A 13,689-nucleotide genomic window follows, 5' to 3' on the forward strand; every position below is an offset into this window, starting at 1 on the left:
CGAGCCCCACACAACCAATAGACTAAATCACCAATCACCTCAAATCTACTGAAAAACTAAAAGAAAGATGCTCTAAAATGCAGAGGGTGATTTGTCATCTCGTTTCGGGGGCATATTGTATTGACCGGCTGGAATTGGTGATTTACAAACGATTGTTGCAAGCACGAGTTTCTCTGGCTGATTTTTGGCTTGACTGGTAATTGATGCGTAATGATGTGACCCAGATTTTGAATCGTATTGAGGAGGGGGATCCTCTTGCGACGAATCAACTATTGCCTCTGGTCTATGACGAGTTGCGAAAGTTGGCTTCGAGTCGGATGGAGCAGGAATCCGCCGGGCAAACGATTCAGCCCACGGCGTTGGTTCACGAAGCCTTTTTACGATTGATCGGGAATGAGGCGGATATTCGTTGGGATAACCGAGGTCATTTCTTTGCAGCTGCCGCGGAGGCGATGCGTCGCATCTTGATTGACAATGCACGCAGACGGAACAGTTTGAAGCGTGGAGGTCAGCTGTCACGCCGAAAGTTCCAGGAGGAAGATGCGGTTCAAGTCCCTGATGATTATGAGTCTCTATTGGCATTGGACGAGGCCCTGACGAAGTTGGCGAACGTAGAGCCGGAACTGGCTCAGATGGTTGAATTGCGATATTTCACGGGTCTGACAGTCGAAGAGACAGCGAAGATTTTGGGAGTTTCTGAACGGACTACGAAGCGGAATTGGGCGTACGCCAGAGCGTGGCTGAGACGAGAGATGAGCGGAGAGAAGTAATTCCTCTGATGGATGGCAGTCTCGAACTTCTGAAGGGCAGATGAAGCATTACTAGTTGCCGAATTGTCGAAATGGAAGCGGTTCGAAGTTTCAGAATAGCGAATATTTTTGGCCCCGTCATTGATCAGTTTTCGCATTGTTAATTGTGTCGCTCTTTCTAAGTTCACTGTGCATCAGTTCGAGTTCATGCAATGTCCGAATCGTCAGAAAAAACGATCTTCTTTCAAGCACTCGAAATTGAATCCAAAGAAGAGAGGATCGGGTATCTCAATAAGGCCTGTGCAGGGAATCATTCATTAAGAGTCGCAGTCGAAGAATTGTTGATAGCTCACGAGACACCAGATGCTTTTCTTGATGCACCTGTCGCAGAGTGGCGACCTGAGGATGGTGATTTGATCGGAAAAACATTGATCGTCAATCCTGTGAATTCCGAAATGGAAGGGGCTGTGATCGGTTCATACCGGTTGATGGAGCAGATTGGGGAAGGTGGTTTCGGGATTGTCTACGTCGCTGAGCAGCAGGTCCCGGTGAAACGTCGCGTTGCTTTGAAGATTCTCAAACCGGGCATGGACTCTCGCGAAGTCGTCGCACGATTTGAAGCAGAGCGACAGGCATTAGCAATGATGGATCATCCGAATATCGCTGCGGTCTTTGATGCTGGAACCACGGAAACGAGACGACCTTTCTTCGTGATGGAACTTGTTCGAGGCGTCGCCATTACCGATTTTTGTGATGAGCACAAGTTGGACATACGGACGCGACTCAATCTGTTCATTACAGCCTGTAAAGCGGTTCAACACGCACATCAGAAAGGTGTTATTCATCGCGATATTAAACCTTCCAATGTCTTGGTGACTCTTCACGATGGGACGCCGGTGGTGAAGGTGATCGACTTTGGAGTTGCCAAAGCGATCGGTCAAAAACTGACGGACAAAACGATTTACACCCGGTTCACGGCAATGATCGGAACGCCACTCTACATGAGTCCCGAACAGGCGGAAATGAGCGGTCTGGATGTTGATACACGCAGCGACGTCTATTCACTTGGTGTCCTGCTTTATGAGTTATTGACCGGCACAACACCCTTCGATCGTGACCGCCTCAACACTGCAGCGTACGACGAACTCAGGCGAATCATTCGTGAAGAAGAACCTCCACGACCGAGCGAACGACTGACTGCCCTTGGTCGACTCAACTCAACGCTTGAACAACAACGTCGCAAGCATGAACAGGCCTTGCCTAGATTTGTACGTGGTGATCTGGACTGGATCGCCATGAAAGCGATGGAGAAAGACCGTCGTCGCCGTTATGAATCGGCTGGCTCTCTGGCGGTCGATGTCCAGCGATTTGTGAACCACGAACCAATTGAAGCACGACCACCTTCGCGTTTTTATCAGCTGCGAAAGTTCTCCCGGCGTCACCGAGGCGTTCTCGTGACAGCGTCACTTGTTCTAGCATCGCTGTTGATAGGGACTGGCGTCAGTATCTGGCAAGCGTGGTTAGCAACGAGTGCACGCAACGAGACAACGGTTGCACTTCAAAAAGCTGTGACTGCGAGAAACGATGCGACAGTGGCACGGCAGGAGATCGAAGAGTTTTCTGAGCGACTGAAACAAGCCAGTATCCTCGTGACGAGTGGACGTGCTCATGCTGATGCGGGACGTTTGTCAGCAGCCTATCAGGACTATTCGCGAGCGATTGAGGTTCAACCGAATTATTATAATGCGTGGTTGGAACGAGCGATCCTGCAGGCAGATGTCGGTCTGTGGGAAGCGGCTGCTAATGATTTTTCAAAAGCATTGGACCTGGGTGTTCCCGCAGATAATCCTGCGAACTGGGGGATTGCTCAGTTGTTTCTATATACGGAGGACAACGAAGGTTATCGCAAATACTGCCAGAGCATGTTGCAACTTAGAGAACATGGTTCTGAAAACGCATCGATCGCAGCCATTCGAAGTTTCGTAATGGCACAGTCACCTGTCATTGATCCGCAGATTCTGGTTGACGAAACTGAAGAGTTGTTGAAAGTTGCAATGAAAGAACCACGACTCCGCCCCGATCAGAATGGCTTTCCGAGTTCGATAGATCGACATGATCCACGGAAATTTGATCGATTAAGCGGTCGGCCAATTCGAATTGGTGCTGAACGAAGGACAAATCATCCACTTGGCGCAATTGCCTATGTGGCAGGTGTGGCAAACTATCGGGCTGGAAACTACGAAGCAGCCATCAAATTGCTCAAGCAAGCTTTGGAAGACAAAGGCTGGAAAGCGAGAGGCATAGCCAATCCTGTGTTGGCGATGTCCTATCATCGCAACGGGCAGGCAGAAAAAGCCCATGAAGCATTTGAGCTGTCAGTTCAGTCCATTGATGTTTGGACAGACCAAATGGTGAATGGCCCAGTAGGCACGATCCCATTCCCCTGGTTTGATTTGATTGAAGTGAAGCTGCTTTATCGAGAGGCTTCACTGTTGCTGACAGGTTTTGCTCCTGCAGGCGACCCTCGATTACGAGCGCTGGAAGATCGAGCTAGTGCCACACTTTACGATTAACGAGAAATCCTTTCATAAGAATGATCAGCTCCTCAATCATCCCGATGCATCTTTGGCAGGCATTTCCCCATCGGTGACTTCAAACTTAAACCAATGTTGGTCTTGATGTTGTGCCTTGTGGGGCCAATCTATGAGGACAAGTCAGTGAACTTCACGAGCACGAGAAGCATTGGAATTGCGCTGTCCCAGCTTTCGAATAGGTGTTCGGGTTCTGCCTCGTGAAGCCAATCGATGAAGGTAAGTTAGTGAACTTCACGGGCACGAAAAGCATTGAAAATGCTTTAGTGGGGCAATTCTTGTTCGGGTGGTGGAGCGTATTTGGCCATGATCAAATACATCACGGGGACGAGGATGAGAACGATGAGCGTGCTGAATGTCAGGCCAAAAGTGAGGCTGGTCGCCATAGGAGAGACAATTTGGGCTTCTTTAGATCGTTCAAGCAGGATTGGCAGCATGCCAACTACGGTTGTGACTGACGTCAATAACACCGCTCGGAAACGGCGACGGCTGCCGTCGATGATGGCTTCTTGGATTGTTAAACCATCTGCCACTCGATGATTGATGAAATCGACCAGGACGATCGAGTCGTTCACGACGACGCCTGCCAGCGCGACGATTCCAAAGATACTGAATAGCGTGAGGTCGATGTCCATGACTATGTGTCCGATGATGGCGCCGATAAAGCCAAACGGAATGATGGACAGAATTAAAATCGCCTGTCGACAGGAGTTGAACTGGATCGTAAGCAAGAGGAACATCGCTCCCATGACGAAGAAAAAACCGACGGTGAGGCTGCTGACCGTTTCGTCGGTTTGCTCTTGTTGACCTCCCCACTGCAGTTGCACTCCCGGGAACTCTTGAGCAAACTCCGGAACGAAGTTTGTTTTCAGATCCGAGACAACGTTAAATGCATTGCCACGTGTTTCATCGACATCTGCGACAACACCGATACTTCGCATCTGGTTCACACGGCGGATTTCAGAATACCCACGCTGTACATCGACCTCAGCGACTTCGCTCAAGGGGCGCTCGATTCGATCATCGCCACGAACGCGAATGTCGTCGAAGCTGACCAATGTGTTGCGATCTTCTCGCGGATATCGAACTCGCAGCGGGACCTCATGTCGACCACGTTGTAGTCGCATCACTTCTTCGCCGTAGTACGAGGCTCGCACTGTTCCTGCAACATCCGCCAGAGAAACGCCCATAGCTTTGGCGTCGTCACGGACTTTAATGCGGTATTCCCATTTGCCCGCTCGCGTGTCGGTGGCAATATCCGAGACGTACGGGTACTCGGCAAGCTTGGATTTGCAACGATCGATTGCTTCGTCCAGTTGTTCCAGGTTTTCACCGGTCGCCATCAAACGCATTTCAATTGGTAAAGAGGCGGGGCCGCGAGGAGTGGCTCCGAAGGCAACAGCTTCCGCACCGGGAAAGCGACCAGCTTCTTCTCGCCACAAACGAACGATGGCATCGCTGTTGATTGTTCGTTCCCCGATATCGTTGAGTTGAACAAAGAGTCCACCGACATGACTGGTCGGCGTGGCACCTACTTCATCTCCGGAAGAGCCGACTGTTCGCTGCACTGCTTTAACAAAACCATCGGGATCTTTGGTCAACTTTTCGTCGATGGACCGTTGGTTGACTCGCCAGATGGCATCTTCAAGTCGCTTTGTCGCTTCGTCTGTGACATTCACCGGGGTCCCGTCCGGATAGGTGATCTGCACGGAGATGAAGCCAAAGTCAATTTTGGGTAATAGTAGAAATGGAACCATGCCAGATCGAACAATTCCGACCGACAGAATCAGCATACCCGCAAGTGTTGACAACACGATTGCGGGATGGCGAAGTGAGCTTCGCAGAACCGGAGTATAGATGACCTCGATCACCCAGGTGAGCAACCGCGTCATGCCAGCATTCGCTTTTTCTAACAACCATCCCAATGGACGTAGCGGAAGTAACAGGTAAGAAAGTGAATCCAGGAATCGACTGCGGCGATGTGACAGGTGAGACGGCAGAATCGTCAGACTTTCAAACATCGAGATCAAAAGCATTGCTCCGACACACATCGGCAGCACGACAGTGAGCCGTTTGATACGACCTTCCATGTACATGATCGGAGCAAACGCGATGACGGTTGTTAATACGGCGGTAACGATCGACGGCATAACTTCTGTCGCTCCATCGATGGCAGCTTGCCGATAACTTTTTCCCATCTCGCGGTGCGCATAGATGTTTTCACCGACCACAATGGCATCATCGACAACAATACCTAGCGCGATCAGGAATGCAAACATGGAGGTCATGTTGAGCGTTTGACCACCGTAGTACATGTAAATACATGCTCCCAAAAGCGATACGGGAATTCCCAGCATCACCCACCATGCTAAACGCATTTCGAGGAACAGCGCTAGGACGATGAAGACCAGAACGAGTCCCATCCAGGCATTCTTGCTCAGCATGTTCAGCCGATTTTTCACGCTGGTCGAACGATCTCGAATCGCGAGCATCGAGTAACCGGGGGGCAGGCTGGACTGTTCTTGCAAAACGTATTTGCGAACGTCGTCGGAGACTTGAATGAGATCGTCCGCACTCGTTGTCTCAACCGATACTAATACCGCAGGGAGCCCATTCACTTCATTAATCGTACCGTCTACCGAAAATTCATCGCGAACTAAACCCAAGTCACCAACCGTTAAAACGACACCGCCCGGTTCGCTGACCAGAGGAATCTCTGCAATGCCATCGCCCAGAATGCTTTTGTCGCTGCCACGTAAGAGGATTTCTTGAGAGCGACCTCTGAGCGTTCCACCTGGTAATTCAACGTTGTTATCACGAACGATCTCGGCAACGCTCTTCAGCGACAAGTTATATTCTCGCAATTTTTCTTCAGGGATTTCGATATCAATTTGAAAACCGGGAGTTCCGACAAGATCTGCCACTGAGACCGATGGTAAAGCAAGGATGTCCAAGCGAACGTGCTCTGCAACTCGTCGCAGAGCCAGCGCAGATTCGGCTTTCTTCTCTGGGGAATTATCTCCGTCCTGCTCTCTTGGTCCCATCACTGCGACGCGAATCGCTGTCACGAAATTGGTTTGCAAGCGGATGTCTGGTTTTTCTGCCAACTCCGGAAAGCTGGGAATTTGACCAATTAAAGTGGTCACTTCAGTTAAGACACGTTGAGCGTCCGCTTGTTTTGCGTCGGGGTCAAGTTCCAGCATTACGACGCCGACACCTTCTCGGGCGTACGATGTCATTTCGTCAATGCCATCAACTGTGCGGATTGCCTCTTCGATCTTTTCGAGAACGCCACTTTCGATTTCGTCGGGGCTTGCTCCCGGGTAAACAACCGAGACGTTTAAAACGTACAGCTCGAAGTCCGGCCAAAAGTCGCGACGCAATTGAGAGAGGCTAAAGGCTCCCAGCAACAGGACACCGAGCATCACCACGTTCATGGCTTGCCAGTTTTTGACAGCCCAGTCGACGATTGACTTCATTCGCCTGCCCCTCGGTGCGCCACCGTCTGAGGTTCCATTAAAGCAGTTCGCTCTACCGTGTGCTCGTGAAGAACGCGTTTCAGCATTAAAATTGCTGTTCGCCACGAGGCAGACTCTGTACACCAATTCGAAAGAGGCTTTAGGGTCACTTGAACATTTGAGTTCGAGTCGGGAGAGCTTAAATCTTGTTGGCTGTTGGAAAGGTTGCCGCGGGGGAGACGTGGGGCTTCTTCGACTGGCATCCCTTCGGCAGGATCGCTAATCGGCGAAACAATCACACTGGCAGTGTTCAATGAAAACTGTTGATTCGGTCCTGGTGATAATTCCACGACCACTGAATCTTCCAGTCGACTCACAATTGTGACCGGGATCACACGTAATTTTTCATCTACATTGAGCCAGACACGATTGCCCGGACGAATCGCAGTTTCTGATACGCGATACAGTGTGCGATTCGGAGTCGTTTCTAATGAAACCGCGACGAACATCCCGCGTGTTAAGCGAAGAGGGGAAGCGAGCGAGTCTGAAGTGTCTGCGGTATTTACGCGAAATAAACAAGGGTATGTCCTCGTCTGCAAATCGACACCCGCTCCGTCGATTCGCATTAAAGTGGCACTCCAGCGATGAATGTCGTTGCCGAATTGATAGCTGATCGTTGCAGGGACTGGTGGAAGGTGAGCGTCGCGGCCTGACACACTCATTGAGTCAGATTGGTTCGCAGAGCGAGGGGCGAGACTGCTCGAAACCCATACCATTTTATCGACCGTCAAGTTTGTACGAACTTCCACCTCAGAGGTATCTTCAATGGTGACAAACGATGTTCCCTCTGGAACGAAAGATTCCACCTCCACAGAGGAAGTGACAACGCGACCGCGAATTGGAGACCTTACGACACAACGAGCCAGGTCAAGTTTCGCACGTTCCAAGAGGACATCTGTCATCGCCTGCTTCTGAATGATTAACTCTTTCTGGGCCAACAATTCTCGACCGCGATTTCCGATTTCAACGAGTGAAGACTTCGCAGTTAATTCGGCTCGTTGCAGGATATCCACATCCGACAGTGAAGCTGCCCGTTTTTGGACCAGCGAGTCCAAACGCGTTTGCTCGCTTTTGACAATCTCAACTTGCTGCTCAGCAAGTAGTAGCAGTTGTTTTGTGTTTTCAATGAGCACATCGACCGAGGCAATTTCGGCCGTTTCTTGAGCGACTTGAGCTTCTAGCCTCCTGATTTCGAATTCGTATTCGGTTGGATCAAGCCGGATCAACACTTCGCCCTTCTCAACCATAATTCCAGGTCGAAGATGCTCCGATTGTTCGATAATTCGTCCAGCCACCTCAGTCGACAGTCGAATCTCACGAAGTGGAACCACGACCCCGTTGGATTGAATTCGCACCGGCCCTTCGTGTTCAACCAGCGATTGCGTATTGACGACCATGACTGAAGATTTCGCCGGCTTCGCTCGATCGGGGCGTTTCCTCTCACCCAACAGCGTGTATCCAAACAGACAACCACTCAATATGGCGATGGACACTGTGAAATTGACGACCCAACTCAGCTTGCTTCGACGCGATTCAACAGGTCTTTGCTCGGTTGGCTCGATCATTTCAGTCGGTTTCTCATTGATTGAATCTGGCATGAGTGGTTTCGCTTTGACAAAAAACAACCTTTAGAACGGAAGACGAAAAACGGTCCATGGTCCAACCAGTAATACGAGAACAAATCCTGAAGCCGGACTTGTTCTATCATGTCCGCAGCGATGATTGAGATATCGTCCTCTGTGGAAACACCACGGAAAAAACGCCCCACGCAACACCGTGCGAACTAGAGATGGTTGAGACCTCTAAAGCAATGCGTAAATCGTTGTTTGGTGGGGCCACAAAAGTTCAGAAAGAGGGAATATTTTGGAAAACAGCGCAAGGGGACAGAAAGCTGAACAGCTTAAGTATGAGTCATTCAAGTTGTTGTCACAGCGAGGATTGAAGGGTTGTATTTTGAAGTCGCTGAGACTTAGCGATCACCACAGGTTTTCATGTGTGACGTTAATTGTTTTGTACCAACGGGTTATGTTGATTTCAGGTTGTGTTTTGCATAAGTTTACAGTGTCCCATTTAGTCAGCGGGGGCTAAAAAGCTGGACCGAGATAACTGCAGACCCACCGTGAGCATGCTTTATCGCATCTTTCGGATTGGTGTGCAGGATCTGCCGCGAGGTAGAACCCGAACATCGATTCGAAAAACGTCAAATGACTCCTTCCCTAAACGCTTCTATCGGTTCGTCGAACGGCATGTGCTGACGCCATTGAGACTGATGGACCTCAACGACTATCTGCTACGCATGCTTGCACTCGCTGTGTCTTGCAAGGATTGGAAGATTGGAACTGAATAGCTGTTGCGATCAAAGCGGATCAGCGACAATGAGTTCGCATGGACGGTCTGCAAGCGTTTGGCTTCAAACTGTTCTTCTGGAATGGACAGGAATCGCTGTTGTTCCTCGTTGAGTAACTCTTGCTTGGGAACAGACTTTCCCCGGAGTCTGCGACGAAGATCTTTCGTGCAGCATCTCAGCAATTCTTCATTCAGCTCTTCCAAAGACTCCACACGTGGAATTGGCACCAGAAACGAACGACGGGCAAAGTCCAACAGACGTTCGACGTGGCCTTTCTCGTTGGGTCGTCTCACCAAACAGAAGTGGTCTTCATACAAATAATGGCTCTTGAGCCTGAGAAACTCTTTGGTGACCTCGCGTTCACGGTTGCCAACAATTTTCCCGACAGCGACCTTACTGTTGTCGTAGCTGATGCGAGTTGGAACGCCACCAAAGAACTCAAAAGCTCGAACGTGCCCTTCCTGAAAGGATTCAGTGCACTCTCTGGGAAATCCCTGGATGCAGATGGCGTCCGACAAGGGGAGAGTCATGACGAACAGAGCGACCTTCGTGAGTTCACCATTCAGCAGGACATCGGCAAAACCGAAATCGACCTGTGCTTCGCCTGCTGGATGGGACAATGGAAGGAACACTTCTTTGTTCTGCTGTCGGAGTCTCTGCACAGCATCAGCAACAATCGTCAGGCCACAGTTGTAGCCATGTTCATCACGAAGTCGCTCAAAGATCCGCTGAGCTGTATGCCGCTGCTTTCGATGAACCTTCTTGTCTGACTCCAAGATCTCCTTGATGATCGGTAAGAAGGGATCGACCTTGGAACCACGAGGCTGGCTTAACCGATAACCCGGCGGTTCGGTGAACGTCAGGATTCTTTCCAGCGTCTTCCAGTGCATGTCGTGCTCACGACATGCAGCTCGCTTACAGATCTCGCCGTTCAGGACACGACGGCGAATCTCCGCCCACTGTCCTGCGTCTCAAGGCAGGCGATGAACGCTGCATGTTCGTAAACACCCGTCCCTCGCTGCCTGAAGGTCAAACAATTGGTCAAAGACCAACAGGCTGAACACCTGACAACAAGTGATCATCTGGGCGCTACACTTTCATTCCGGAAAACATCCCCCCGGCAGGCGCTACATTTTCTAACCGGTGTCTACAGGTATCGGAGTACAGATCGTTTGCTGGTTCCCAGCGCCTCTGCGATCTCGGTGATCTTCAGTCCCTTATCAGTGTTTTCCATCTGTAGCGTATCCCGGTGCTGATTTCCAAACTGACAAATCGACTCGCAACCGCTCAACCATGTCCTTCGGCAGGTCGACAGCGCCGGTGTCATCGCTTTCTTCGCCGAGGTCCTCGTCTTCCGTGCCGATCCCGGCCTTCTCTCGCTTCCGTTTCTCGTCTTTGACGTGTTCCTGTTCGATGCGACCCTCAACTCTCATGTCGCCGCCAAGCGTCACCTCGAATAACTGCGCACGACGATACAACTCCTCGAACATCCTTTCATCGTAGGTGGCTGCCAGGTACGGGACTGCGATCTCTAGCGAAGGCTGCTTCTCGACGTTTTTACCGAGACGCTCACGTTCGACCTTACTGCCTATCCGGTCGATGCGGCCGGTCCGTTGTTCGATCGTGGCAGGGTTCCAACAGAGGTCGTGATGAATGACGTGCCGACATTCGCGATGCAGGTCGATCCCCTCTTGACCGACCGACGTGGCCACTAACACTTCTGGACGATATGGTGTGTTGAAACCCAGGAAATAGCGATCCCGTTCCATGCCTCCCTTCACAAGTTGGACCACGTTCTGATTTGTTGCGGCTGCTTGATAGCCGGACAACAGTGCCTGATTCTTGCCGGCTCTGACGAGGGTTTCTAGATATGCTTGAACGCGTTCTTGCAATGTTTCGAAATGCCCTTCAGGAGGTTTTACATACCTTTCGGACAAATAGTCAGACCATCGTTCAGTATTATCACGTTCGACATCAGCCAGATAGCGAAGCAGAAACTCCTTTGCCATGAGAATGCGTCGAAAGACTTGGCCTGCTACAACGCGTGTTGCAAGATTAAAGCTAGCCATCATTGGTCCATGATGCTCTACTAAAAGTGGAAGCCGCCGTGGACGTTGAGTGATTAAACCGGTCTTAAAGTACGGATAGATGACCTCTCCAATCGCATCTTTCTTAAGGCGATTGACCCAACCTTCCAGCTCCTTCGATGCTTGTCCGACTCCAGGCATCGAAGAAACATGACTTTCGAGATTCTCAACGTTCAAAGGGTCACCTGCTTCGGGGTCCAGAGTTTTCAGCTCATGACCAGATCCTTTACCAAGGGATAACGGTTCACGAGCTTCCAGCCATATCGGATCGGCGATTCGCTCGCCAAGTTCCTCACATTTACCCAGTACTTGTTCCAACCATCCTTTACCTTCATTCGACTCCCGCCATACGTTCACCGCGACATGCTCGGCGGCAGCTAGGAGAAGTCGTCGATCAGGTTTATTTACCGTTGAGGGTTCGCCCCGTTCAACTAGCAACTCTGCAATCTTATTGAGGTGACTCGCCCTGAGCTTCAATGTTTCACTTATCCCCCGCTGACCATCAACATCTCCAATAAGTGGATGGTCTTGAATCATTGAAAATAAAGGTCCGCGACGATCAAAGAACCTTCCGCGGAAGTTCTCAAAAGTCTTGTCTTCCCCGAACACGCGGAGTTGTGTTTCATCAAGAAACTTTTTGATCTCCTGATCGACCTGATCACGAACGGCGTCTGCCGTTTTAGTATATACGCAGAAAATGAGCGTTTTCTGTCCCTTTTTGAAAAACTCCAAAGCGCGTTTTGCCGTTGCTCTGACCTTTCTATGATCTTCATCTGGATCATAGTCATCGCTGCGATTTCCAATAATGCTATTAAGAACGACTCGATACTTTTGAAGCAATGGATTCTTCGCATTAGCCAGTTTTCTCCAAACTGCTGATGTCTCGACCAAATGACGGTAACTACCCGTCAACTCTGCTCCCAGTCCTGGCAATCCTTTCTCATCTTTCGCTAACGCGACAGACCGCATCATCAGATATTGAGCAAGCTCATCTTTCCCGCGAACCTCCATTCCGGGCGCCCAGTTAAAGTGCAAAACTCCATCTCTGTTTCCCACATCGGCGTTACGTCCGACAAAGTGTTTACGGTAACTGTGTTCATGCTGGTGTCGAATGATGAATGGATGCAGGTGTCTTTGAAGATCGCGATTGAGGTCTTCCAGTTCTAACGCAGCCTTTAATGCATATGCGATTCTTGCAGGATTAACCCTGTTCGCTTCAGCGTCTTGGGAATCTGACTCACACTGCTTGATCGATTCCCACTTTTCCCTGATGGCAGACTCATCGCAGAGACGAAGTTTACGCCAGCGTTGGCGAAATCCGTCACCTGAGACACGAGACTTGGACATCGCCGAGGAAAGTTTTTTGACTGAGTTGTCCAGCTCTTCATGCCGATCATTCGGTAAAGCCAAAGTCTGACGTAGCTTCAGAATGCTCAATAACTCGTCTTGTCGTAGCTGGAATGGCGTGGCGGATAGCCCCAACATACGGCAGATACGACCTGAAAGAAGGTTTTCTAGATGCTTCCGGTTTTGAACTGTTTCGTTTTTGAGATTGTGAGACTCGTCGATGACCACCAAAGGGAGTAAGGGAAGGTCACTTGCCAATGCCTTTCTTGTGAGATCATCGAGCGATTCCTGTAAGCGGTCGGCATTCCACTCAGACAACTGTCGTTCGATTTGAGTGTGCATGCGATCATCGTTAGCGGCACGTTGAAACGCACGAAAGAGATTCTTGGAAATGGCATCCGTGTCCTCCCACAGGAAGCTCGATTTGCGTAGGTCGAGCAGTTCAGGAACTTTCGTCTTCGCTCCGCTTCCAAGGATTTGTCGACACCACCATTTCCGATCTTCCGGTTGGACACTAAATACTTTAAATACGATTGCCAACGCTCGCCTGCGCCACTCTTCTTTATCTCGAAGAGCAGCTCCGAGCACACTATGTTTTGCGATCAAGAGGATCGGCTTCTTACGAGTAGACTTACGAGCCTCGCGCGCCAAATCGACCATATTGCCTGACTTACTGGATTCCTTAACAGGCGAGCGAATCTCCAACCAATCGAGGTCATTTTGATTCATTGCACAGTCGTTCTTAAAAGCTTCAGCCTCTCGCATCCATTTATTGAAGAGAGCATTATTTGATGGTGTTAATACCAACACTACTGGTTTCTTGGTAGAAAATCCGTCCGGCGTTTTGCCCTGACGAATCGCATCCAACAGAGAGACAGCGACAGCCAGCGCGACGTACGTCTTCCCCAAGCCGACTTCATCGGCCAAGATCATTAACTCGCGTCGGTATTCTGGTTTGCTCGCCGCAAATCGTTTTAGAGCATCTTCAGGTTTGGTTTGCAGTGTAGCCGCAGGAGTGAATGTAATTCAAACATTCTTGGGGACTGAACT

The 13,689-nt window shown here is 50.2% G+C and carries 6 protein-coding genes; 2 read left to right on the top strand and 4 right to left on the bottom strand.

Annotated elements, in window-relative coordinates:
• Nucleotides 1-203: 203 nt before the first annotated feature.
• Both ACN0YR_RS24670 and ACN0YR_RS24675 read left to right on the top strand, forming a co-directional pair.
• Entirely contained in the window at nt 204-770 is a 567-nt protein-coding gene (locus tag ACN0YR_RS24670) for an ECF-type sigma factor (RefSeq protein WP_417851878.1), read from the top strand.
• Nucleotides 771-961: 191 nt separating this feature from the next.
• A complete protein-coding gene (locus tag ACN0YR_RS24675) occupies nt 962-3,322 on the top strand; it encodes a protein kinase domain-containing protein (RefSeq protein WP_417851879.1) in 2,361 nt (786 codons plus the stop codon).
• 281 nt (nt 3,323-3,603) lie between these two features.
• Here ACN0YR_RS24675 and ACN0YR_RS24680 read toward each other — a convergent pair whose 3' ends face one another.
• The 4 genes from ACN0YR_RS24680 to ACN0YR_RS24695 form a co-directional block, all read right to left on the bottom strand.
• Nucleotides 3,604-6,819 carry an efflux RND transporter permease subunit gene (locus ACN0YR_RS24680; RefSeq protein ID WP_417851880.1) on the bottom strand — a complete coding sequence of 1,072 codons (3,216 nt, stop codon included), beginning with the start codon at nt 6,817-6,819 and terminating at the stop codon, nt 3,604-3,606.
• A complete protein-coding gene (locus tag ACN0YR_RS24685; protein ID WP_417851881.1) occupies nt 6,816-8,456 on the bottom strand; it encodes an efflux RND transporter periplasmic adaptor subunit in 1,641 nt (546 codons plus the stop codon). The genes ACN0YR_RS24680 and ACN0YR_RS24685 overlap by 4 nt, the downstream gene beginning before the upstream one ends.
• 685 nt (nt 8,457-9,141) lie before the next feature.
• Nucleotides 9,142-10,155: an IS21 family transposase gene (gene istA, locus ACN0YR_RS24690; protein WP_417851883.1), complete on the bottom strand. Its 1,014-nt coding sequence runs from the start codon at nt 10,153-10,155 to the stop codon at nt 9,142-9,144.
• Nucleotides 10,156-10,425: 270 nt separating this feature from the next.
• Nucleotides 10,426-13,572, bottom strand: a complete 3,147-nt coding sequence (locus ACN0YR_RS24695) for a helicase-related protein (RefSeq protein ID WP_417851882.1) — start codon at nt 13,570-13,572, stop codon at nt 10,426-10,428.
• Between the last annotated feature and the right edge of the window lie 117 nt (nt 13,573-13,689).

The sequence above is a fragment of the Thalassoglobus sp. genome (assembly GCF_048270125.1).
In the GTDB taxonomy this organism is placed as follows: Bacteria; Planctomycetota; Planctomycetia; order Planctomycetales; family Planctomycetaceae; genus Thalassoglobus.

Excerpts from the sequence above, each read along its gene's own strand:
- ACN0YR_RS24675 (WP_417851879.1), top strand. The coding sequence starts at position 962 with ATGTCCGAATCGTCAGAAAAAACGATCTTCTTTCAAGCACTCGAAATT.
- ACN0YR_RS24670 (WP_417851878.1), top strand. The coding sequence starts at position 204 with ATGCGTAATGATGTGACCCAGATTTTGAATCGTATTGAGGAGGGGGAT.
- ACN0YR_RS24685 (WP_417851881.1), bottom strand. The coding sequence starts at position 8,456 with ATGCCAGATTCAATCAATGAGAAACCGACTGAAATGATCGAGCCAACC.
- ACN0YR_RS24680 (WP_417851880.1), bottom strand. The coding sequence starts at position 6,819 with ATGAAGTCAATCGTCGACTGGGCTGTCAAAAACTGGCAAGCCATGAAC.
- ACN0YR_RS24695 (WP_417851882.1), bottom strand. The coding sequence starts at position 13,572 with ATGATCTTGGCCGATGAAGTCGGCTTGGGGAAGACGTACGTCGCGCTG.